Below are 22,232 nucleotides of genomic sequence, written 5' to 3'. Positions count from 1 at the left end.
ACCGTGGCTTCCACGAACGACCTCAAGAACGGCCTGGTGCTCAAGCTCGACGGGGGCCAGCTCTGGTCCGTCGTCGAGTTCCAGCACGTCAAGCCCGGCAAGGGCCCGGCCTTCGTGCGCACCAAGCTCAAGAACGTGCTCTCCGGCAAGGTCGTCGACAAGACGTTCAACGCCGGCGTCAAGGTCGAGACGGCCACTGTCGACAAGCGCGACATGCAGTTCTCCTACATGGACGGCGAGTACTTCGTCTTCATGGACATGGAGACCTACGACCAGCTCATGGTCGACCGCAAGGCCGTCGGCGACGCCGCCAACTTCCTGATCGAGGGCTTCACCGCCACCGTCGCGCAGCACGAGGGCGAGGTGCTCTTCGTCGAGCTGCCGGCCGCCGTCGAGCTCGTGATCCAGGAGACCGAGCCGGGTGTCCAGGGCGACCGCTCCACCGGTGGCACCAAGCCCGCCACCCTGGAGACCGGCCACCAGATCCAGGTGCCGCTCTTCATCACCACCGGAGAGAAGATCAAGGTCGACACCCGCACGAGCGACTACCTCGGCCGGGTGAACAGCTAACCGTGGCTGCCCGCAACACGGCCCGCAAGCGCGCCTTCCAGATCCTCTTCGAGGGCGACCAGCGCGGAGCCGACGTCCTGACCGTCCTCGCGGACTGGATCCGGCACGCTCACAACGACACCCGGCAACCCCCGGTCAGCGAGTACACCATGCAGCTGGTCGAGGGGTACTCGGAGCACGCCAAGCGCATCGACGAGTTGATCGCGCAGTACTCGGTGGGGTGGACGCTCGACCGGATGCCGGTCGTGGACCGCAACATCCTGCGGCTCGGGGCGTACGAGCTGATCTGGGTCGACGCGACTCCCGACGCGGTGGTGCTGGACGAGATGGTGCAGCTGGCGAAGGAGTTCTCCACGGACGACTCGCCGTCCTTCGTGAACGGTCTGCTGGGCCGTCTGAAGGACCTGAAGCCTTCGCTCCGCCGAGAGGGCGAGTAGGCGCGACGAGCAGGGAAGCACTGTGGGGGACGCTGCACGACGCCGGCCGCGGGTGGTCCGTGGCTGATCGCGCAGCTCCCCGCGCCCCTCAGAAACAAAAAACCACCGGGGTGGCCCGAACCGAATGGTTCGGGCCACCCCGGCGGCACGTTTCTGCTGGGCGCTGCCGGGAGTGTCAGCCGTCCTCGTGGGAGACGGCGCGACGCGCGTCGGCGTCGAGGACGCCCCAGCTGATCAGCTGCTCGGTGAGGACCGAGGGGGACTGGTCGTAGATGACGGCGAGTGTGCGCAGGTCGTCCTGGCGGATCGAGAGCACCTTGCCGTTGTAGTCACCGCGCTGGGACTGGATCGTCGCCGCGTAACGCTGCAGCGGGCCCGCCTTCTCGGCCGGCACGTGGGCCAGGCGCTCAAGGTCCAGGACGAGCTTCGGCGGCGGCTCGGCGGCGCCACCAGGGGTCGTACCAGGAAGCAGTTCCTGCACGGGGACCCCGTAGAAGTCCGCCAGCTCCGCGAGGCGCTGCACGGTGACGGCGCGGTCTCCGCGCTCGTACGAACCGACCACGACCGCCTTCCAGCGTCCCTGGGACTTCTCCTCGACACCGTGGAGGGAAAGGCCCTGCTGGGTGCGGATGGCCCGGAGCTTGGCCCCGAGCTGTTTGGCGTATTCGCTGGACATATAGCTCCCCGGACGAAGGCTGGTGACTCACTGTGAGGTTACGCAGCGTGACTCTGCCCCGTCAAGCCGAATGGTCCGGACCGGCTCTTCCGTGGTAGCCGTGATCCGTTGCGCCAGGGGGGTGATCAGGGGTGTTCCTGGGACCTGCTAGCGTTGACGGCGCAATTCCGACGTCCTTTAAGGTCCGTCCCGTGAGGCGGAGAAGGAGGTCCGTTTCATATGGACTCGCAAGAAATTCCGCAAGAAGACCCGCGACAGGATGCGCAACAGGATGCGCAGGCGTCCGATGCCAGGCCCGTTCTCGAAGGCCCCGACATCGCCCGAGTGCTGACCCGCATCGCCCACGAGATCGTCGAACGCGCCAAGGGCGCCGACGACGTGGTGCTCCTCGGCATTCCGACCCGGGGCGTCTTCCTCGCCCAGCGGCTCGCCGCCAAGCTCGAAGAGATCACCGACCGCAAGATCCCGGTCGGCTCGCTCGACATCACCATGTACCGCGACGACCTGCGCATGCACCCCCCGCGTGCGCTGGCCCGCACCGAGATCCCCGGTGACGGCATCGACGGCCGCCTGGTCGTCCTCGTCGACGACGTGCTCTTCTCCGGCCGGACGATCCGCGCGGCGCTCGACGCGCTGAACGACATCGGCCGCCCGCGCGCCGTCCAGCTCGCGGTCCTCGTCGACCGGGGCCACCGCGAACTGCCCATCCGCGCCGACTACGTCGGCAAGAACCTCCCCACGTCGCTGCGGGAGACGGTCAAGGTCCAGCTCGCCGAGGAAGACGGTCGGGACACCGTTCTGCTCGGTGCGAAGCGGACCGCCCGGCAGTAGCACGCGTGCGTACGGCCTCGTGCCGTACGCCCCTTCGCGATGCCCCTGCCTGCCCGTAATCTCCCGAACTGCCTTACGGAGCCTGAAAGATGCAGCGTCATCTCATCTCGGCCGCCGACCTCACCCGCGACGACGCCGTCCTGATCCTCGACACCGCCGAGGAGATGGCCCGGGTCGCGGACCGGCCGATCAAGAAACTGCCGACCCTGCGCGGCCGTACCGTCGTCAACCTCTTCTTCGAGGACTCGACGCGGACCCGGATCTCCTTCGAGGCCGCCGAGAAGCGCCTCTCCGCCGACGTCATCAACTTCTCCGCCAAGGGGTCGAGCGTGTCGAAGGGCGAGTCCCTCAAGGACACCGCCCAGACCCTCGAAGCCATGGGCGTGGACGCCGTCGTCATCCGCCACGGCGCCTCCGGGGCCCCGTACCGCCTGGCGACCTCCGGCTGGATCGACGCCGCCGTGATCAACGCGGGCGACGGCACCCACCAGCACCCCACCCAGGCCCTGCTCGATGCCTTCACCATGCGCCGCCGCCTCGTCGGCCGGGACGCCGGGCTGGGCCAGGACCTGTCCGGCAAGCGCATCACGATCGTCGGCGACGTGCTGCACAGCCGCGTCGCCCGCTCCAACGTCGACCTGCTGCACACCCTCGGCGCCCAGGTCACCCTCGTCGCCCCGCCCACCCTGGTGCCGGTCGGCGCCGAGACCTGGCCCTGCGACATCTCGTACGACCTCGACAGCACGCTCGCCAAGTCCGACGCGGTGATGATGCTGCGCGTCCAGCGGGAGCGGATGAACGCCGCGTTCTTCCCCACCGAGCGCGAGTACTCGCGGCGCTACGGCCTCGACGGCGACCGCATGGCGCGGATGCCCGAGCACGCCATCGTGATGCACCCCGGCCCGATGGTCCGCGGCATGGAGATCACCGCCGAGGTCGCCGACTCCGACCGCTGCACCGTCGTCGAGCAGGTCGCCAACGGCGTCTCCATCCGGATGGCCGTGCTGTACCTGCTGCTGGGCGGCAACGAGCCCGCCGTCACCCACCCGTCGCCCACCACCACCCTTTCGACGAGGCGCTTCGCGCCCACCTCCGAATTCCGCACCACCGAGGAGAAGTAAGACCATGAGCAAGATCCTTATCCGTGGTGCGAAGGTGCTGGGCGGCGAGGAGCAGGACGTCCTGATCGACGGCGGGACCATCACCGAGGTGGGCGTCGGCCTGTCCGCCGAGGGTGCCGAGGTCGTCGAGGCCGACGGCAAGGTGCTCCTCCCGGGCCTGGTCGACCTCCACACCCACCTGCGGGAGCCCGGCCGCGAGGACTCCGAGACCGTGCTCACCGGCACGCGCGCGGCGGCCTCCGGCGGCTTCACGGCCGTCTTCGCCATGGCCAACACCTTCCCGGTCGCCGACACCGCCGGTGTGGTCGAGCAGGTCTACCGGCTCGGCCAGGAGCACGGCTACTGCGACGTGCAGCCCATCGGGGCCGTCACCGTCGGCCTGGAGGGCAGGAAACTCGCCGAGCTGGGCGCGATGCACGAGTCTGCCGCCGGGGTCACCGTCTTCTCGGACGACGGCAAGTGCGTGGACGACGCCGTGATGATGCGCCGGGCCCTGGAGTACGTGAAGGCCTTCGGCGGGGTCGTCGCCCAGCACGCGCAGGAGCCGCGGCTGACCGAGGGCGCCCAGATGAACGAGGGCGTCGTCTCCGCCGAGCTGGGCCTCGGCGGCTGGCCCGCGGTGGCCGAGGAATCGATCATCGCCCGGGACGTCCTGCTCGCCGAGCACGTCGGCTCCCGGGTCCACATCTGCCACCTCTCCACCGCCGGGTCCGTCGAGATCGTCCGCTGGGCCAAGTCCCGCGGCATCGACGTCACCGCCGAGGTCACCCCGCACCACCTCCTGCTCACCGACGAGCTGGTGCGCTCCTACAACCCGGTCTACAAGGTCAACCCGCCGCTGCGCACCGAGCGCGACGTGCTGGCCCTGCGCGAGGCGCTCGCCGACGGCACGATCGACATCGTCGCCACCGACCACGCCCCGCACCCGCACGAGGACAAGGACTGCGAGTGGGGCGCGGCCGCCATGGGCATGGTCGGCCTGGAGACCGCGCTGTCGGTGGTCCAGGAGACGATGGTCGAGACCGGTCTGCTCGACTGGGCGGGCGTCGCGGACCGCATGTCCTTCAAGCCGGCCAGGATCGGCAGGGCGGCCGGACACGGACGTCCCGTCTCGGCAGGTGAGCCCGCCAACCTCACGCTCGTCGACACGGCATACCGTGGGTCGGTGGATCCCGCGGGCTTCGCCTCGCGCAGCCGCAACACCCCCTACGAGGGCCGCGAGCTGCCGGGCCGTGTCACGCACACGTGGCTGCGGGGCAAGGCCACGCTCGTCGACGGGAAGCTCACGTGACACCTGTAATTCTGCTGGCCGCGGAGAAGGAATCGGCCGAGGTCACCGACTGGGCCGCGCGCATCGGCTGGGTCGTCGGACTCGCCCTCTTCGTCGCGCTCGTCTACTGGCTGATGCGCGAGGGCTGGAAGTGGCGCGGCACGCTCCAGAGCGACCTGCCCGCCCTCTCCACCCGCCCGTCGCCCACCACCACCCTCAACGGAGACGGCAAGCCGCCGCTGTCTGGAATGCCGGACGAGCCCGGTGAGGCGAGACTGGGCATGAGCGGCCGCTACCACGGCTCCACCACCGCCGGGCAGTGGCTGGACCGGATCGTGGCGCACGGCCTGGGCACCCGCAGCAGGGTCGAGCTGACGCTGACGGACGCGGGCCTGGACGTCGTACGCCCGGGAGCGACGGACTTCTTCGTCCCCGTCGAGGCCCTGCGCGAGGCCCGGCTCGACAAGGGCATCGCCGGCAAGGTCCTTACCGAGGGCGGGCTGCTGGTCGTCACCTGGGAGCACGGCGGCAGGCTGCTGGACTCCGGATTCCGCTCCGACCGCGCGGCCGAGCACAACGAGTGGGTCGCGACCCTGAACCAGATGATCAACAAGACGGAAACGGAAGGCGCACGATGACGACCTCCACCCGGGGAGCCACCAGGGTTCCCGCCGTACTCGTCCTGGAGGACGGCCGGATCTTCCGCGGCCGCGCCTACGGGGCCGTGGGGGTGACCTTCGGCGAAGCCGTGTTCTCCACCGGGATGACCGGCTACCAGGAGACCCTCACCGACCCGTCGTACCACCGCCAGGTCGTCGTCATGACCGCCCCGCACATCGGCAACACGGGAATCAACGACGAGGACCCCGAGTCCGGAAGGATCTGGGTCTCCGGGTACGTCGTACGCGACCCCGCGCGCGTGCCCTCCAACTGGCGCTCCCGGCGCTCGCTGGACGAGGAACTGGCGCAGCAGGGGGTCGTCGGCATCAGCGGCATCGACACCCGGGCCCTCACCCGCCATCTGCGCGAGCGCGGCGCCATGCGCGTCGGCATCTTCTCCGGCAACGCGCTGCCCGACGACGGCACCATGCTCACCGAGGTCCGCCAGGCCCCCGAGATGAAGGGCGCGAACCTCTCCGCCGAGGTCGCCACCAAGGAGACGTACGTCGTCCCGGCGATCGGCACCAAGAAGTTCACCGTCGCCGCCGTCGACCTCGGCATCAAGGGCATGACCCCGCACCGCATGGCCGAGCGGGGCATAGAGGTGCACGTGCTCCCGGCCACGGCGACGGTCGAGGACGTGTACGCCGTGAACCCCGACGGCGTGTTCTTCTCCAACGGTCCGGGCGACCCGGCCACCGCCGACCACCCCGTCTCCGTCATGCGGGCCGTCCTGGAGCGTTCCACCCCGCTCTTCGGCATCTGCTTCGGCAACCAGATCCTGGGCCGAGCGCTCGGCTTCGGCACCTACAAGCTGAAGTACGGCCACCGCGGCATCAACCAGCCGGTGCAGGACCGTACGACCGGCAAGGTCGAGGTCACCGCGCACAACCACGGCTTCGCCGTCGACGCCCCGCTCGACCAGGTCTCCGAGACGCCCTACGGCCGCGCCGAGGTCTCCCACGTGTGCCTCAACGACAACGTGGTCGAGGGGCTCCAGCTCCTGGACCGCCCCGCCTTCAGCGTCCAGTACCACCCCGAAGCGGCAGCGGGCCCGCACGACGCCGCCTACCTGTTCGACCGCTTCGTATCCCTGATGGAGGGCCAGCGTGCCTAAGCGCACCGATATCCAGTCCGTCCTGGTCATCGGCTCCGGCCCGATCGTCATCGGCCAGGCCGCCGAGTTCGACTACTCCGGCACCCAGGCGTGCCGCATCCTGCGCGCCGAGGGTCTGCGCGTGATCCTCGTCAACTCCAACCCGGCGACGATCATGACCGACCCGGAGATCGCCGACGCCACGTACGTCGAGCCGATCACCCCCGAGTTCGTCGAGAAGATCATCGCCAAGGAGCGCCCGGACACCCTGCTGCCGACCCTCGGCGGTCAGACGGCCCTCAACACGGCCATCTCGCTGCACGAGGCCGGGACGCTGGAGAAGTACGGCGTCGAGCTGATCGGCGCCAACGTCGAGGCCATCAACAAGGGCGAGGACCGCGACCTCTTCAAGGACGTCGTCGAGGCCGTCCGCGCCAAGATCGGGCACGGCGAGTCCGCCCGCTCGGTCATCTGTCACTCCATGGACGACGTACTGGGGGGCGTCGAGACGCTCGGCGGCTACCCCGTCGTCGTGCGCCCCTCCTTCACCATGGGCGGCGCCGGCTCCGGCTTCGCGCACGACGAGGAGGAGCTGCGTCGCATCGCCGGCCAGGGCCTCACCCTCTCGCCGACCACCGAGGTGCTCCTGGAGGAGTCCATCCTCGGCTGGAAGGAGTACGAGCTGGAGCTGATGCGCGACAAGAACGACAACGTCGTGGTCGTCTGCTCCATCGAGAACTTCGACCCCATGGGCGTGCACACCGGCGACTCGATCACGGTCGCGCCTGCGATGACCCTGACCGACCGCGAGTACCAGATCCTGCGGGACATCGGCATCGCCGTCATCCGCGAGGTCGGCGTCGACACCGGCGGCTGCAACATCCAGTTCGCGGTGAACCCCGAGGACGGCCGGGTGATCGTCATCGAGATGAACCCGCGTGTGTCGCGGTCCTCGGCGCTCGCCTCCAAGGCGACCGGTTTCCCCATCGCCAAGATCGCGGCCAAGCTGGCCGTCGGCTACACGCTCGACGAGATCCCCAACGACATCACCGAGCAGACCCCGGCCTCCTTCGAACCGACGCTCGACTACGTCGTCGTGAAGGCCCCCCGCTTCGCCTTCGAGAAGTTCCCGTCCGCCGACTCATCCCTGACCACGACCATGAAGTCGGTCGGCGAGGCCATGGCGATCGGCCGCAACTTCACCGAGGCGCTGCAGAAGGCGCTCCGGTCGCTGGAGAAGAAGGGCAGCCAGTTCACGTTCGTCGGCGAGCCCGGCGACAAGGCCCTCCTCCTCGAAGAGGCCGTCCGGCCGACCGACGGCCGCATCAACACCGTCATGCAGGCCATCCGCGCGGGCGCCACGCCCGAGGAGGTCTTCGAGTACACGAAGATCGACCCGTGGTTCGTCGACCAGCTCTTCCTGATCAAGGAGATCGCGGACGAACTGGCCCAGGCCGACAAGCTCGACCCGGATCTGCTGGCGGAGGCCAAGCGGCACGGCTTCTCCGACCAGCAGATCGCCGAGATCCGCGGGCTGCGCGAGGACGTCGTGCGCGAGGTCCGGCACGCGCTGGGCGTACGCCCGGTGTACAAGACGGTCGACACGTGCGCCGCCGAGTTCGCCGCGAAGACGCCGTACTTCTACTCCTCGTACGACGAGGAGACCGAGGTGGCCTCGCGCGAGAAGCCCGCCGTGATCATCCTCGGCTCGGGCCCGAACCGCATCGGCCAGGGCATCGAGTTCGACTACTCCTGCGTCCACGCCTCCTTCGCGCTGAGCGACGCGGGCTACGAGACCGTGATGGTCAACTGCAACCCGGAGACCGTCTCCACGGACTACGACACCTCCGACCGTCTGTACTTCGAGCCGCTGACCCTCGAGGACGTGCTGGAGATCGTCCACGCCGAGTCGCTGGCCGGTCCGATCGCGGGTGTCGTCGTCCAGCTCGGCGGCCAGACCCCGCTGGGCCTGGCGCAGGCGCTCAAGGACAACGGCGTACCGATCGTCGGCACGCCCCCGGAGGCCATCCACGCCGCCGAGGACCGCGGTGCCTTCGGCCAGGTGCTCGCCGAGGCCGGCCTGCCCGCGCCGAAGCACGGCACCGCGACCACCTTCGTCGGCGCCAAGGCCATCGCCGACGAGATCGGCTACCCGGTCCTCGTCCGCCCGTCGTACGTGCTCGGCGGGCGCGGCATGGAGATCGTGTACGACGAGGCCCGCCTGGAGTCGTACATCGCCGAGTCGACCGAGATCAGCCCCTCCCGGCCGGTCCTCGTGGACCGCTTCCTCGACGACGCGATCGAGATCGACGTCGACGCCCTCTACGACGGCCACGAGCTGTACCTCGGCGGCGTCATGGAGCACATCGAGGAGGCCGGCATCCACTCCGGCGACTCGGCGTGCGCCCTGCCCCCGATCACCCTCGGCGGCTTCGACATCAAGCGCCTGCGGGCCTCCACCGAGGCCATCGCCAAGGGCGTCGGCGTGCGCGGCCTGATCAACATCCAGTTCGCGATGGCCGGGGACATCCTCTACGTCCTCGAAGCCAACCCGCGCGCCTCCCGCACGGTCCCCTTCACCTCGAAGGCGACCGCGGTGCCGCTGGCCAAGGCCGCCGCCCGGATCTCGCTCGGCGCGACCATCGCCGAACTGCGGGCGGAGGGGCTGCTTCCGGCCAACGGCGACGGCGGGGAGCTGCCGTTCGACGCGCCGATCTCCGTCAAGGAGGCCGTCATGCCGTGGTCGCGCTTCCGCGACATCCACGGGCGTGGCGTCGACACGATCCTCGGCCCGGAGATGCGCTCCACCGGCGAGGTCATGGGCATCGACTCCGTCTTCGGCACGGCGTACGCCAAGTCGCAGGCCGGCGCGTACGGGCCGCTGCCCACCAAGGGGCGCGCGTTCATCTCGGTCGCCAACCGTGACAAGCGTTCGATGATCTTCCCGGCGCGTGAGCTGGTCGCCCACGGCTTCGAACTGCTCGCCACGTCCGGCACGGCCGAGGTGCTCAAGCGCAACGGCATCAATGCCACCGTCGTCCGCAAGCAGTCCGAGGGCACCGGCCCGAACGGCGAGAAGACCATCGTCCAGCTCATCCACGACGGCGAGGTCGACCTCATCGTCAACACCCCGTACGGCACCGGCGGCCGTCTCGACGGCTACGACATCCGTACGGCGGCCGTGGCCCGGTCCGTGCCGTGCCTGACGACGGTCCAGGCGCTCGCCGCGGCCGTCCAGGGCATCGACGCGCTCAACCGCGGCGACGTGGGCGTCCGCTCACTCCAGGAACACGCAGAACACCTGACCGCGGCCCGCGACTAGCAGCCCTGAGGGGGACACCGGAAACGGTGTCCCCCTCTTCGTGGGACCCACGAGGCTTCAAGAGGACACCGACTCATGTACAAGCTTTTCTTCCGTCTGGTTTTCAAACGGATGGACCCGGAAGACGCCCATCACCTGGCCTTCCGCTGGATCCGCCGCGCCGTCCGCATCCCCGTCCTGCGCACCTTCGTGGCCGCCGCGCTGGCGCCCCGCCACGAGGAACTGCGCACCGAGGCGTTCGGACTGCGCATGCACGGCCCGTTCGGGCTGGCCGCCGGCTTCGACAAGAACGCCGTCGCGATCGACGGGATGTCGATGCTCGGCTTCGACCACATCGAGATCGGCACGGTGACGGGCGAGGCACAGCCCGGCAACCCCAGGAAGCGGCTGTTCCGCCTGGTCGCCGACCGCGCGCTGATCAACCGCATGGGCTTCAACAACGAGGGCTCGCTCGCCGTCGCCGCGCGGCTGGCCTCCCGTACGCCCGTCTTCAGGACGGTCGTGGGCGTCAACATCGGCAAGACCAAGGTCGTCCCGGAGGACGAGGCAGCCGCGGACTACGTGAAGTCCACCGAGCGCCTCGCGCCGTACGCCGACTACCTGGTCGTCAACGTCTCCTCGCCCAACACGCCCGGCCTGCGCAACCTCCAGGCCACCGAGGCGCTGCGGCCCCTGCTCACCGCCGTGCGCGAGGCCGCCGACCGCACGGTCCGCACCCGCCGGGTGCCGCTGCTGGTGAAGATCGCGCCGGACCTCGCCGACGAGGACATCGACGCCGTCGCCGACCTCGCCCTGGAGCTGGGCCTGGACGGGATCATCGCCACGAACACCACCATCGCGCGCGAGGGCCTCGGTCTGACATCCGAACCCTCCCTCGTGAAGGAGACGGGCGGTCTCTCCGGCGCCCCCGTCAGGGACCGCTCCCTCGCGGTCCTGCGCCGCCTCTACGCGCGCGTGGGCGACCGGATCACGCTGGTGGGCGTCGGCGGCATCGGCGACGCCGAGGACGCCTGGCAGCGCATCCTGGCGGGTGCCACGCTGGTCCAGGGCTACAGCGCCTTCATCTACGAGGGCCCCTTCTGGGCGCGCACCCTCCACAAGGGCCTCGCCGCATGCCTGCGTTCGAGCCCGTACGCCACCCTCGCCGACGCGGTCGGCGCCGACGTGAGGAAGACGGTATGACCGAGCCCTTCGGCGCGCGGCTGCGCCGTGCCATGGACGAGCGCGGGCCGCTCTGCGTGGGCATCGACCCGCACGCCTCCCTGCTCGCCGACTGGGGCCTGGGCGACGACGTCGGGGGCCTTGAGCGCTTCAGCCGCACGGTCGTGGACGCGTTGGCCGACCGGGTGGCCGTCCTCAAGCCGCAGAGCGCGTTCTTCGAGCGCTTCGGGTCCCGTGGCATCGCCGTACTGGAGAAGTCGGTCCAGGAGGCGCGGGCGGCCGGCGCGCTGGTGGTCATGGACGCCAAGCGCGGCGACATCGGCTCCACCATGGCCGCGTACGCCGAGACCTTCCTGCACAAGGACGCACCCCTGTTCTCGGACGCGTTGACGGTCTCGCCGTACCTGGGCTACGGCTCCCTGAAGCCCGCCGTCGACCTGGCGCGTGAGAGCGGGGCCGGACTGTTCGTGCTGGCGCTCACCTCCAACCCGGAGGGCGGCGAGGTGCAGCACGCGGTACGGAGCGACGGCCGCAACGTCGGGGCGACCATGCTGGCGCACCTGGCGGCCGAGAACGCGGGAGAGGCGCCCCTGGGGTCCTTCGGCGCCGTCGTCGGTGCCACGCTGGGTGACCTCTCGTCCTACGACCTGGACATCAACGGACCTCTCCTCGCCCCCGGGATCGGTGCCCAGGGAGCGACGCCGGCCGATCTGCCGGAGGCCTTCGGGACCGCTGTGCGCAATGTGGTCCCGAACGTCAGCCGAGGTGTCCTTCGTCACGGTCCCGACGTCGTCGCACTGCGTGACGCGTCGGATCGTTTCGCGGACGAGATCCGAACCGCGACGGCGACAGCCTGAGAGCTCCGATGAGTGCCCGCGGGGCGGTTCCCGGACGGCTTGAGTCTGAATACATTCTCAAATCCGGGGCACTATGCGGCTTATGTCCGACTCCATGGAGGCTGACCAGGACTTTTCCGCTGTTCTCGCTGACTCTGGCGGAGTTGGCCGCTAGTCTCCGAGCAGGGTGAACGGGCAAGCGTGTTGCTCGTGGCACCCCAGGTGTGGGGCGACTAGGTTCCTCACCGGTCCGTATCCGACAGTTCGACATCCGAGGTGACGTAGGCGTGGCTCTTCCGCCCCTTACCCCTGAACAGCGCGCAGCCGCGCTCGAAAAGGCCGCCGCGGCTCGCCGGGAGCGGGCCGAGGTCAAGAATCGACTCAAGCACTCCGGCGCCTCCCTGCATGAGGTCATCAAGCAGGGACAGGAGAACGACGTCATCGGCAAGATGAAGGTCTCCGCTCTGCTCGAGTCACTGCCTGGCGTGGGCAAGGTCCGCGCCAAGCAGATCATGGAGCGACTGGGTATCTCCGAGAGCCGTCGTGTACGCGGCCTCGGTTCCAACCAGATCGCTTCCCTGGAGCGTGAGTTCGGCAGCACCGGTTCCTGATCCCGGCTACCGCCGGGAAGGGAGTCCCGGACACTCCGGGATTGCTGGAATAATCGCTGCATGAGTGAACGTCCGCGGCTGACCGTGCTCTCCGGCCCCTCCGGGGTCGGCAAGAGCACGGTCGTCGCTCATATGCGCAAGGCACACCCCGAGGTCTGGCTCTCGGTGTCGGCGACAACCCGCAAGCCGCGCCCCGGCGAGCGGGACGGAGTCCACTACTTCTTCGTCACCGACGAGGAGATGGACAAGCTGATCGCCAACAGCGAACTGCTGGAGTGGGCCGAGTTCGCCGGCAACCGCTACGGCACTCCCCGGGCCGCCGTGCTCGAACGTCTGGAGCGGGGCGAGCCGGTCCTGCTGGAGATCGACCTCCAGGGTGCACGGCAGGTCCGCGAGACCATGTCGGATGCCCAGCTGGTGTTCCTGGCTCCTCCCTCCTGGGAGGAACTGGTGCGCAGACTCACCGGGCGGGGCACCGAACCGCCCGAGGTGATCGAGCGCCGCCTGGAGGCGGCCAAGATCGAGCTGGCGGCCGAGCCCGAGTTCGACGTGACCCTGGTCAACACCTCCGTCGAGGACGTGGCCCGCGAGCTGCTAGCCTTGATGGATGTTGTGTGATCACGGGTTCTGTCCGTTTTCTGTGATCACGACCGATCTTTTCCCATCCATCGGAAGGTAGAGCGTGTCCTCTTCCATCTCCGCGCCCGAGGGCATCATCAACCCGCCGATCGACGAGCTCCTCGAGGCCACTGACTCGAAGTACAGCCTCGTGATCTACGCGGCCAAGCGTGCTCGCCAGATCAACGCGTACTACTCGCAGCTCGGCGAGGGTCTCCTCGAGTACGTCGGTCCTCTCGTCGACACCCACGTCCACGAGAAGCCGCTCTCGATCGCCCTGCGCGAGATCAACGCGGGTCTGCTGACGTCCGAGGCCGTCGAGGGCCCCGCGTAAGTCCTGTCTGCAGATCGCGGTAGGTTTTTCCACAGGCCCGGCAGCGCGACTGCCGGGCCTGTGGTGTGCTCGGGGGCACGGTGGTCGTCCCCAGGCGTGAGGCAGCATGGAGTTGTACGTTTCCGAGTGCGGGGAGGCACGGTGGGCAAGCCGAAGGTCGTTCTGGGTGTCAGCGGGGGGATCGCCGCCTACAAGGCGTGCGAGCTGCTGCGTCGGCTGACCGAGTCCGGGCACGACGTACGGGTCGTGCCGACCGACTCCGCGCTGCACTTCGTCGGCGCCGCCACCTGGTCCGCGCTCTCCGGCCACCCGGTCTCCACCGAGGTCTGGGAGAGCGTCCACGAGGTGCCGCACGTCCGTATCGGGCAGGAGGCCGACCTGGTGGTCGTGGCCCCGGCGACCGCCGACATGCTGGCCAAGGCCGCCCACGGCCTGGCCGACGACCTCCTCACGAACACCCTCCTCACCGCACGCTGCCCCGTCGTCTTCGCCCCCGCCATGCACACCGAGATGTGGGAACACCCGGCCACCCAGGAGAACGTGGCGACGCTGCGCCGCCGCGGCGCCCTCGTCATCGACCCCGCCGTGGGCCGGCTGACCGGCGTCGACACCGGCAAGGGACGGCTGCCGGACCCCGCGGAGATCTTCGAGGTCTGCCGCCGGGTGCTGGCCCGGGGCGTCACCGAGCCGGACCTCGTCGGCCGCCACGTCGTCGTCACCGCCGGCGGCACACGTGAGCCCCTCGACCCGGTCCGCTTCCTCGGCAACCGTTCCTCCGGCAAGCAGGGCTACGCGCTGGCCCGTACGGCCGCCGCCCGGGGCGCCCGGGTCACGCTGATCGAAGCCAACACCGGGCTGCCGGACCCCGCGGGCGTGGACGTCGTACGGATCGGCACGGCGGTCCAGCTGCGCGAGGCGGTGCTCAAGGCGGCGCCGGACGCGGACGTCGTGGTGATGGCGGCGGCGGTGGCGGACTTCCGACCCGACACGTACGCCGCCGGGAAGATCAAGAAGAAGGACGGCCAGGAGCCCGCGCCCATCGTCCTGGTGCGTAATCCGGACATCCTCGCGGAGATCTCGGCGGACCGCCCCCGCCCCGGACAGGTGGTCGTCGGCTTCGCCGCGGAGACCGACGACGTCCTCGCCAACGGCCGCGCCAAGCTGGCACGCAAGGGGTGCGATCTGCTGGTGGTGAACGAGGTGGGGGAGCGCAAGACCTTCGGTTCCGAGGAGAACGAGGCCATGGTGCTGGGAGCCGACGGGAGCGAGACGCCGGTGCCGTACGGCCCGAAGGAGGCCCTGGCCGAAACGGTGTGGGACCTGGTCGTGAGCCGGCTCGACTGACGCTGCCATTCGCGTCACGTCTGAGCCGAACCTCGCACATTGGGGTGTGGCGACCCTGGCGGACAGCGACAGCCTTTGGGCAGAATGCACGTGCCGCAGGTCACAGAGCTCCCGAGAGGCGAGACAGGTGGGCCCGCGGCCGAGCCCGACCGATAAACTGTTCTCGGACGACGCCGGGCGCAGCCCCCGAGCACGTCCGCCAATGATCAGCCAGCAGCCGCTGCAACCCCAGGGAGCGTTGTGTCCCGTCGTCTGTTCACCTCGGAGTCTGTGACCGAGGGTCACCCCGACAAGATCGCTGACCAGATCAGCGATGCCATTCTCGATGCGCTCCTGCGCGAGGACCCCACGTCCCGTGTCGCAGTGGAGACGCTCATCACGACCGGCCTGGTGCACGTGGCCGGCGAGGTCACGACCAAGGCGTACGCGCCGATCGCCCAGCTGGTGCGCGACACCATCCTGGACATCGGCTACGACTCGTCGAAGAAGGGCTTCGACGGAGCCTCCTGCGGTGTGTCGGTGTCGATCGGCGCGCAGTCCCCGGACATCGCGCAGGGTGTCGACACCGCGTACGAGTCCCGGGTCGAGGGTGACGAGGACGAGCTGGACCGCCAGGGCGCGGGCGACCAGGGCCTGATGTTCGGGTACGCCTCCGACGAGACGCCGACGCTGATGCCGCTGCCGATCTTCCTGGCGCACCGTCTGTCGAAGCGCCTGTCGGACGTCCGCAAGAACGGCACGATCCCCTACCTGCGTCCCGACGGAAAGACCCAGGTCACCATCGAGTACGACGGTGACAAGGCGGTCCGCCTGGACACGGTCGTCGTCTCCTCGCAGCACGCGAGCGACATCGACCTGGAGTCCCTCCTCGCCCCCGACATCCGCGAGTTCGTGGTGGAGCCGGAGCTGAAGGCTCTCCTGGACGACGGGATCAAGCTGGACACCGAGGGCTACCGCCTGCTGGTCAACCCGACCGGCCGCTTCGAGATCGGCGGCCCGATGGGCGACGCCGGCCTCACCGGCCGCAAGATCATCATCGACACCTACGGCGGTATGGCCCGCCATGGCGGCGGTGCCTTCTCCGGCAAGGACCCGTCCAAGGTCGACCGCTCCGCCGCGTACGCGATGCGCTGGGTCGCCAAGAACGTCGTCGCGGCGGGCCTCGCCTCCCGCTGCGAGGTCCAGGTGGCGTACGCCATCGGCAAGGCCGAGCCCGTCGGTCTCTTCGTCGAGACCTTCGGCACGGCCAAGGTCGACACCGACCGGATCGAGAAGGCCATCGACGAGGTCTTCGACCTCCGCCCGGCCGCCATCATCCGCGACCTCGACCTCCTCCGCCCCATCTACGGTCAGACCGCCGCGTACGGTCACTTCGGCCGTGAGCTCCCCGACTTCACCTGGGAGCGCACGGACCGGGTCGAGGCGCTGCGCAAGGCCGCGGGGCTGTAAGGCCCGCGGCTCCTCGGTTCTCCGACGAGGCCCGGCGTCCCCTTGGGGACGCCGGGCCTCGTCGTTCTGTGCTCCCAGCTCTGTGCCCTCAGCTCTGTGCCTTCTGTTCCGGGCTCTCGGTTCAGTGATCGCGGGCGGCGTCGGTTGTCAGTGGCGTTTGGAAGAATGCAAGCGTGAGCAGCGAGGACGGGACGAGGGGCGGCGGCGCGGCGGGGGACGCGGTGCCGGAGCAGCTCGCGCTCGTACGGGAGGCGGTACGGAAGGCCAAGGTGCCGCGGGCCAAGCCGCGGACCTGGCGGGGGGCTGCGCTGGCGAAGGAGCTGCCGGTCGCCCGGGTGCTCGTCGACAAGGGCGTGCTGCATCTCGACCGGTACTTCGACTATGCGGTGCCGGAGGAGCTGGACGCCGTCGCTCAGCCCGGGGTCCGGGTCCGGGTCCGGTTCGGGGCCGGGGGGCGCAATGTCAGGGAAGGGCGGCGCGAAGGGGGCGCGCTGATCGACGGGTTCCTCGTCGAGCGGGTCGCTGAATCGGACTACTCCGGACCCCTGGCCGCGCTCGCGCAGGTCGTCTCGCCGGAGCCGGTGCTCGGCCCCGAGCTGTTGGGGCTGGCGCGGGCCGTGGCGGACCGGTACGCGGGGAGTCTCGCGGACGTGCTGCAGCTGGCCGTTCCCCCTCGGCATGCTCGGGCGGAGGCCGTGGAGATGGAGGGGCGGGCGCAGCCTCCGGTCGCGCCCGAGCCCGGATCGTGGTCGCGGTACGGGCGAGGTGCGGACTTCCTGCGTGCGCTGGCCGATGGGGGTGCGCCCAGGGCAGTGTGGACCGCGCTGCCGGGACCGGATTGGGCCGAGGAGATCGCGCGGGCCGTGCAGGCGACGCTTGCCTCCGGGCGGGGGGCGCTCGTCGTCGTACCGGCCGGGCGGCCGGCCGCCCGGGTCGACGAGGCGCTCGGGGAGCTGCTGGGGGAGGGTCGCCACGCGCTGCTGACCGCCGACGCCGGGCAGGAGCGGCGGTACCGGGAGTGGCTGGCCGTGCGGCGGGGGGCCGTACGGGCCGTGGTCGGGACGCGGGCGGCCATGTTCGCGCCGGTGCGGGATTTGGGGCTGGTCGTCGTCTGGGACGACGGCGACGCCAGTCACAGCGACGACAACGCTCCCTTCCCGCATGTGCGAGAGGTGCTGGAGCTGCGGGCCTCTCGGGACAAGTGCGCTTTCCTGCTGGGGAGTTGGAGTTGCACGGTCGAGGCCGCCCAGCTCGTCGAGAGCGGGTGGGCCGCGCCGATCGTGGCCGGGCGGGAGCAGGTACGGGCCGCCGCGCCGCTGGTGCGGACCGTGGGGGACGGGGAGCTCGCGCGGGACGAGGCGGCTCGGGCGGCACGGCTGCCCAGCCTCGCCTGGCAGGTCGCGCGGGACGGCCTCAGGGACGGACCCGTGCTCGTGCAGGTGCCTCGGCGGGGGTACGTACCGCGGATGGCCTGCGCGCGGTGCCGGGAGCCCGCGCGATGCCGGCACTGTGCGGGGCCGTTGGAGGCGCGGGACGGCGCCGGGGCACTGCTGTGCGGGTGGTGCGGGCGGGAGGAGGCCGGCTGGCACTGCCCCGAGTGCGGGGGCTACCGGCTCCGGGCGCAGGTCGTGGGGGCGCGGCGGACCGCGGAGGAACTGGGGCGGGCCTTTCCCGCCGTGCCCGTGCGGACCTCCGGGCGGGAACATGTGCTGGACACCGTGCCGGGGACGCCCGCGCTGGTCGTGAGTACGCCGGGGGCCGAGCCGGTCGCCGAGGGCGGGTACGCGGCCGCCCTGCTGCTCGACGGGTGGGCCATGCTCGGGCGGCCCGATCTGCGGGCCGGGGAGGAGGCGCTGCGGCGGTGGATCGGCGCCGCGGCGCTGGTACGGAACCAGGGGGTGGGCGGCACGGTCGTCGTGGTCGCCGAGCCGACCCTGCGGCCCGTGCAGGCGCTCGTGCGATGGGACCCGGTGGGGCACGCGGTGCGGGAACTGTCCGAGCGGGCCGAGCTGGGGTTTCCGCCGGTGTCACGGATGGCCGCCGTGTCCGGGGCCGCCCAGGCCGTGGTCGACTTCCTGCGTGCGGTCGAACTGCCTTCGGACGCGCAGGTGTTGGGGCCCGTGCCCATGGCGGTGCCGGCCTCCGGGGTCGGCACCGGATCCGTCGCGGGTACGGATGCGCAAAGGGCGCGGCGGGCAGGGGCGCCGTCGGCGGGGGAGCCGTGGGAGCGGGCGCTGGTCCGGGTGCCGCCGGGGAGCGGGGCGGCGCTGGCCGCCGCGTTGAAGAGTGCGCAGGCGGCGCGGATGGCGCGTGGGGTGAGTGAGAGCGAGCGGGTGCGGATCCGGGTGGATCCGCCGGACATCGGGTGAGTGGCTCACGGGACCCGAGCCGGAGGGTGGCCGGGCGTGCGACTGCCTCCCGGTGGGACACCGGGAGGCAGTGCAGGGGGTCGGGTCAGCCGTTGCGCGGGCCGGGGAAGGCCGTGGGTCTGACGTCTTCTCGGAGGGTCGGGCTGCCGGCTGTCGGCTGGGTCGGCATGTGCGCGGGCATCGGGGCCGGCATCGAGCGGGCAGCGGGGACCGTGGGGATGCCGGAGCCGACATTGACGGGGCGGCTGCCCTGGGGATCTCCCGTACGCTCCGCCTCCGCCGCTGCCTGGGCGGCCGCACGGCGGGCGCCGTAACGGCGGTGTACGGCCTGCTTGGTGACCCCGAGGGCCGAGCCCACCGCGTCCCACGAGAAACCGAGTGAGCGGTCGAAGTCCACGGCGGCCGTGACCAGGGTCTCTACACTGTCCCGCAGCTCCTGGGCGAGGCGGACGGTCGGGGCGGGGGCGCGTCCGTAGACGACGAAGCCCGTGGAGGGGCCGGAGCGGCGCGGGCGGTAGACGTTGCCCAACTGGGCGGTGAGGGTGCGCAGTGCGTCCACCTGCCGGCGGACCCGCTCGATGTCCCGCACCAGCAAGTGCAGGCTGGCCCGAGCCTGGGCGTCGTGGGTTGCGTGGTCGGCCATGAACAAGCCTCTCGAACCGGCGTTGAAAAAGGGAAAGTGCCGCGATTGCGGCCCGTAGTGGTCAACTCTTTCTTGACCAACGCGAATTCGCTCCGCTGGTAACGGGGTGGGGGCGTGGGGGCATATGCGTGGGGCGCGTGGGTGGGGGTGCGCCCCTGCTGTCGCCGGGCTTTGCCGGGTCTGCCGCGCGCGCACCGTCCGTGCGGGTCGGCTGACAGAAACGGATCTGCCAAGGGGCCGATCGCCCTCGGCGGCTGCGGTCGGTCGGTGGTTGGGCGCGGAACATAGACTGGGGCGTTGTCCCGCGTCGTCGCGTGCGGGGCGTACGAACTTCCGTGCGAGAGGCCGTCAGTCATCCATGAAGCTTGTCTTCGCTGGTACCCCAGAGGTCGCTGTCCCCGCGCTGGACGCGTTGATCGCGTCGGGGAGGCATGAGGTGGCCGCGGTCGTGACGCGGCCGGACGCGCCTGCGGGGCGGGGGCGGCGGCTGGTCGCGAGCCCTGTGGCGCGGCGTGCGGAGGAGGCGGGCATCGAGGTGCTGAAGCCGCACCGGCCCCGGGACGAGGCGTTCCTCGCCCGGCTCCGGGAGATCGACCCCGACTGCTGTCCTGTCGTCGCGTACGGGGCCCTGCTGCCTCGGGTCGCCCTCGATGTGCCCGCCCAGGGGTGGGTCAACCTGCACTTCTCCCTGCTGCCCGCCTGGCGGGGCGCCGCCCCCGTGCAGCACTCCATCATGGCGGGGGACGAGATCACCGGGGCGTCCACCTTCCTCATCGAGGAGGGGCTCGACTCCGGGCCCGTCTACGGGACGCTCACCGAGGTGATCCGGCCGACGGACACGAGCGGTGATCTGCTGACCCGGCTCGCCTTCGCGGGGTCCGGGCTGCTCGCCGCCACGATGGACGGGATCGAGGACGGGACCCTGAAGGCCGTGCCCCAGCCCGCCGACGGGATCACCCTGGCGCCGAAGATCACCGTGGAGGACGCACAGGTCGACTGGGCCACGCCCGCGCTGCGCGTCGACCGGGTGGTGCGTGGCTGCACGCCCGCGCCGGGTGCCTGGACGACGTTCCGGGGCGAGCGGCTGAAGCTCATCCAGGTCGTGCCGGTGTCCGAGCGGACCGATCTCGCTCCGGGCGCCCTCGGCGTCGGCAAGAACAACGTGTACGTCGGCACCGGGTCGTACGCCGTGGAACTGCTCTGGGTGCAGGCGCAGGGCAAGAAGCCGATGCGGGCCGCGGACTGGGCGCGCGGGGTGCGGATCGAGTCCGGAGAGTCCGTCGGCGACTGAATCGTCGCAGAGCGACCGTCTCGGACCGGCCGGGGACCGACGCCCGGCAGAGCCCATCGCCACCGTGCCCGCAGGCCCACGCGGCCGACGCCAGGCGGTTCGTCCCCGCGGCGTACCCTGGGGGTGGCATCTCGACCCGTATCCGGAGCACCTTTTTCGTGAGTGAGCAGTCCCGTCGTCCGCGTAAGCCGGGCAAGCCGTACCGCCGTCCCCACAAGGACCCCGTCCGCATGCTCGCCTTCGAGGCGCTCAGGGCCGTGGACGAAAGGGACGCGTACGCGAACCTGGTTCTGCCGCCGCTGCTGCGCAGGGCGCGGGAGAAGGAGGGACCCGACAAGTTCGACGCGCGGGACGCGGCCCTCGCGACCGAGCTGGTGTACGGGACGCTGCGCCGGCAGGGGACCTACGACGCGGTCATCGCGGAATGTGTGGACCGGCCGTTGCGCGAGGTCGATCCGCCGGTGCTCGATGTGCTGAGCCTGGGCGCGCACCAACTGCTGGGGACGCGGATTCCCACCCATGCCGCCGTGTCCGCCTCCGTCGACCTCGCGCGGGTCGTCCTCGGGGACGGGCGGGCCAAGTTCGTGAACGCCGTGCTGCGCAAGATCGCGCAGCACGACCTGGACGGGTGGCTGGAGCGGGTCGCACCGCCCTACGACGACGATCCGGAGGATCACCTCGCCGTCGTGCACTCGCATCCCCGCTGGGTCGTCTCCGCGCTCTGGGACTCCCTCGGCGGCGGGCGCGCCGGGATCGAGGACCTGCTGGAGGCCGACAACGAGCGGCCCGAGGTCACCCTCGTCGCCCGGCCCGGTCGGGCCACCACCGAGGAACTGCTCCGCGAGGAGGCCGCGGTGGCGGGGCGCTGGTCGCCGTACGCAGTGCGGCTCTCCGAAGGCGGGGAGCCGGGTGCCGTGGACGCCGTACGGGAAGGCCGTGCGGGTGTGCAGGACGAGGGCAGCCAGCTCGTGGCGCTCGCTCTCGCAGGCGCCCCGGTGGAGGGGCCCGACAAGGCGTGGCTCGACGGGTGTGCCGGGCCCGGCGGCAAGGCCGCGCTGCTCGCCGCGCTCGCCGCCGAGCGCGGGGCGGTGCTGTTGGCCTCCGAGAAGCAGCCGCACCGGGCGGGGCTCGTCGCGAAGGCGTTGCACGGCAATCCAGGCCCGTATCAGGTGATCGCCGCCGACGGGACCCGTCCGCCCTGGCGGCCCGGCTCGTTCGACCGGGTACTGATGGACGTGCCCTGTACGGGGCTCGGGGCCCTGCGGCGGCGGCCCGAGGCCCGTTGGCGGCGGCGGCCCGAGGACCTTGAGGGGTTCGCCCCGCTCCAGCGCGCGCTGCTGCGGACCGCGCTGGAGTCCGTACGGATCGGCGGGGTCGTCGGATACGCGACCTGCTCGCCCCATCTCGCCGAGACCCGCGCGGTCGTCGACGACGTGCTCAAGCACTACGACGGCGCGGCCGACCTCATCGACGCCCGGCCGCTGCTGGCGGGCGTACCCGCGCTGGGCGAGGGGCCCGACATCCAGCTCTGGCCGCATCTGCACGGGACGGATGCCATGTATCTGGCCCTGATCCGCCGGGTCGCGTAACCCC

20 protein-coding genes are annotated in these 22,232 nt (G+C 70.8%); 18 read left to right on the top strand and 2 right to left on the bottom strand.

Annotation, left to right across the window (positions count from 1 at the left end; translation table 11 throughout):
* Window positions 1–3: 3 nt before the first annotated feature.
* Together efp and nusB are read left to right on the top strand one after the other, a co-directional pair.
* Complete coding sequence (gene efp, locus OG858_RS08105) at window positions 4–570, top strand: elongation factor P (RefSeq protein ID WP_005485474.1); 567 nt, start codon at window positions 4–6, stop codon at window positions 568–570.
* 2 nt (window positions 571–572) lie between these two features.
* The gene (gene nusB, locus OG858_RS08100; protein WP_037701424.1) at window positions 573–1,007 is read left to right on the top strand and encodes a transcription antitermination factor NusB; all 435 of its coding nucleotides are present in this window, start codon (window positions 573–575) and stop codon (window positions 1,005–1,007) included.
* Between the two features lie 175 nt (window positions 1,008–1,182).
* Here the strand turns inward: nusB and bldD are convergent, their stop codons facing one another.
* The gene (gene bldD, locus OG858_RS08095) at window positions 1,183–1,683 is read right to left on the bottom strand and encodes a transcriptional regulator BldD (RefSeq protein ID WP_069761463.1); all 501 of its coding nucleotides are present in this window, start codon (window positions 1,681–1,683) and stop codon (window positions 1,183–1,185) included.
* Between the two features lie 219 nt (window positions 1,684–1,902).
* On the opposite strand from bldD, the gene pyrR reads away from it, so the two are divergent.
* From pyrR to OG858_RS08025, 14 genes are all read left to right on the top strand, one after another.
* Window positions 1,903–2,514, top strand: coding sequence for a bifunctional pyr operon transcriptional regulator/uracil phosphoribosyltransferase PyrR (pyrR, locus tag OG858_RS08090; protein ID WP_319265583.1), 612 nt, complete (start codon window positions 1,903–1,905; stop codon window positions 2,512–2,514).
* 89 nt (window positions 2,515–2,603) lie between these two features.
* Window positions 2,604–3,635 (top strand): aspartate carbamoyltransferase catalytic subunit, encoded by a 1,032-nt coding sequence (locus OG858_RS08085; RefSeq protein ID WP_328545027.1) that lies wholly within the window; start codon window positions 2,604–2,606, stop codon window positions 3,633–3,635.
* 4 nt (window positions 3,636–3,639) lie between these two features.
* Window positions 3,640–4,926, top strand: a complete 1,287-nt coding sequence (locus OG858_RS08080; RefSeq protein WP_327723701.1) for a dihydroorotase — start codon at window positions 3,640–3,642, stop codon at window positions 4,924–4,926.
* Window positions 4,923–5,543 carry a PH-like domain-containing protein gene (locus OG858_RS08075; protein WP_086751522.1) on the top strand — a complete coding sequence of 207 codons (621 nt, stop codon included), beginning with the start codon at window positions 4,923–4,925 and terminating at the stop codon, window positions 5,541–5,543. The genes OG858_RS08080 and OG858_RS08075 overlap by 4 nt, the downstream gene beginning before the upstream one ends.
* A complete protein-coding gene (carA, locus tag OG858_RS08070; protein WP_319265589.1) occupies window positions 5,540–6,682 on the top strand; it encodes a glutamine-hydrolyzing carbamoyl-phosphate synthase small subunit in 1,143 nt (380 codons plus the stop codon). Before OG858_RS08075 ends, carA begins: the two co-directional genes overlap by 4 nt.
* Complete coding sequence (gene carB / locus OG858_RS08065; RefSeq protein WP_086747550.1) at window positions 6,675–9,983, top strand: carbamoyl-phosphate synthase large subunit; 3,309 nt, start codon at window positions 6,675–6,677, stop codon at window positions 9,981–9,983. The genes carA and carB overlap by 8 nt, the downstream gene beginning before the upstream one ends.
* 75 nt (window positions 9,984–10,058) lie before the next feature.
* Window positions 10,059–11,165 carry a quinone-dependent dihydroorotate dehydrogenase gene (locus OG858_RS08060; protein WP_086747549.1) on the top strand — a complete coding sequence of 369 codons (1,107 nt, stop codon included), beginning with the start codon at window positions 10,059–10,061 and terminating at the stop codon, window positions 11,163–11,165.
* Window positions 11,162–12,001, top strand: coding sequence for an orotidine-5'-phosphate decarboxylase (gene pyrF, locus OG858_RS08055; RefSeq protein ID WP_327723699.1), 840 nt, complete (start codon window positions 11,162–11,164; stop codon window positions 11,999–12,001). Before OG858_RS08060 ends, pyrF begins: the two co-directional genes overlap by 4 nt.
* 266 nt (window positions 12,002–12,267) lie before the next feature.
* On the top strand, window positions 12,268–12,591 hold the full coding sequence (locus OG858_RS08050; RefSeq protein WP_003977346.1) for an integration host factor: 324 nt from the start codon (window positions 12,268–12,270) through the stop codon (window positions 12,589–12,591).
* A gap of 60 nt (window positions 12,592–12,651) precedes the next feature.
* Window positions 12,652–13,209 carry a guanylate kinase gene (gmk, locus tag OG858_RS08045; RefSeq protein WP_319265597.1) on the top strand — a complete coding sequence of 186 codons (558 nt, stop codon included), beginning with the start codon at window positions 12,652–12,654 and terminating at the stop codon, window positions 13,207–13,209.
* A 64-nt stretch (window positions 13,210–13,273) separates the two neighbouring features.
* A complete protein-coding gene (gene rpoZ, locus OG858_RS08040) occupies window positions 13,274–13,543 on the top strand; it encodes a DNA-directed RNA polymerase subunit omega (RefSeq protein ID WP_005485492.1) in 270 nt (89 codons plus the stop codon).
* 141 nt (window positions 13,544–13,684) lie between these two features.
* Window positions 13,685–14,887, top strand: a complete 1,203-nt coding sequence (gene coaBC, locus OG858_RS08035) for a bifunctional phosphopantothenoylcysteine decarboxylase/phosphopantothenate--cysteine ligase CoaBC (RefSeq protein ID WP_086747547.1) — start codon at window positions 13,685–13,687, stop codon at window positions 14,885–14,887.
* A gap of 240 nt (window positions 14,888–15,127) precedes the next feature.
* Window positions 15,128–16,336, top strand: a complete 1,209-nt coding sequence (metK, locus tag OG858_RS08030; protein WP_037701396.1) for a methionine adenosyltransferase — start codon at window positions 15,128–15,130, stop codon at window positions 16,334–16,336.
* Window positions 16,337–16,509: 173 nt separating this feature from the next.
* Entirely contained in the window at window positions 16,510–18,705 is a 2,196-nt protein-coding gene (locus tag OG858_RS08025; protein WP_319067370.1) for a primosomal protein N', read from the top strand.
* 85 nt (window positions 18,706–18,790) lie between these two features.
* On the opposite strand, the gene OG858_RS08020 is transcribed toward OG858_RS08025, so the two are convergent.
* Window positions 18,791–19,348, bottom strand: a complete 558-nt coding sequence (locus tag OG858_RS08020) for a hypothetical protein (RefSeq protein WP_037701392.1) — start codon at window positions 19,346–19,348, stop codon at window positions 18,791–18,793.
* A gap of 358 nt (window positions 19,349–19,706) precedes the next feature.
* On the opposite strand from OG858_RS08020, the gene fmt reads away from it, so the two are divergent.
* On the top strand, window positions 19,707–20,639 hold the full coding sequence (gene fmt / locus OG858_RS08015; RefSeq protein ID WP_086750491.1) for a methionyl-tRNA formyltransferase: 933 nt from the start codon (window positions 19,707–19,709) through the stop codon (window positions 20,637–20,639).
* 158 nt (window positions 20,640–20,797) lie between these two features.
* Window positions 20,798–22,228 (top strand): RsmB/NOP family class I SAM-dependent RNA methyltransferase, encoded by a 1,431-nt coding sequence (locus tag OG858_RS08010; RefSeq protein ID WP_319067372.1) that lies wholly within the window; start codon window positions 20,798–20,800, stop codon window positions 22,226–22,228.
* Window positions 22,229–22,232: the final 4 nt, after the last annotated feature.

Source organism: Streptomyces europaeiscabiei, from assembly GCF_036346855.1.
GTDB lineage: Bacteria > Actinomycetota > Actinomycetes > Streptomycetales > Streptomycetaceae > Streptomyces > Streptomyces europaeiscabiei.
Note: the sequence above shows the minus strand (reverse complement) of the source record. Positions and strands in the feature narration are given on the sequence as shown.

Excerpts from the sequence above, each read along its gene's own strand:
- bldD (WP_069761463.1), bottom strand. The coding sequence starts at position 1,683 with ATGTCCAGCGAATACGCCAAACAGCTCGGGGCCAAGCTCCGGGCCATC.
- pyrR (WP_319265583.1), top strand. The coding sequence starts at position 1,903 with ATGGACTCGCAAGAAATTCCGCAAGAAGACCCGCGACAGGATGCGCAA.
- OG858_RS08085 (WP_328545027.1), top strand. The coding sequence starts at position 2,604 with ATGCAGCGTCATCTCATCTCGGCCGCCGACCTCACCCGCGACGACGCC.
- OG858_RS08080 (WP_327723701.1), top strand. The coding sequence starts at position 3,640 with ATGAGCAAGATCCTTATCCGTGGTGCGAAGGTGCTGGGCGGCGAGGAG.
- carA (WP_319265589.1), top strand. The coding sequence starts at position 5,540 with ATGACGACCTCCACCCGGGGAGCCACCAGGGTTCCCGCCGTACTCGTC.
- OG858_RS08060 (WP_086747549.1), top strand. The coding sequence starts at position 10,059 with ATGTACAAGCTTTTCTTCCGTCTGGTTTTCAAACGGATGGACCCGGAA.
- pyrF (WP_327723699.1), top strand. The coding sequence starts at position 11,162 with ATGACCGAGCCCTTCGGCGCGCGGCTGCGCCGTGCCATGGACGAGCGC.
- gmk (WP_319265597.1), top strand. The coding sequence starts at position 12,652 with ATGAGTGAACGTCCGCGGCTGACCGTGCTCTCCGGCCCCTCCGGGGTC.
- OG858_RS08020 (WP_037701392.1), bottom strand. The coding sequence starts at position 19,348 with ATGGCCGACCACGCAACCCACGACGCCCAGGCTCGGGCCAGCCTGCAC.
- fmt (WP_086750491.1), top strand. The coding sequence starts at position 19,707 with ATGAAGCTTGTCTTCGCTGGTACCCCAGAGGTCGCTGTCCCCGCGCTG.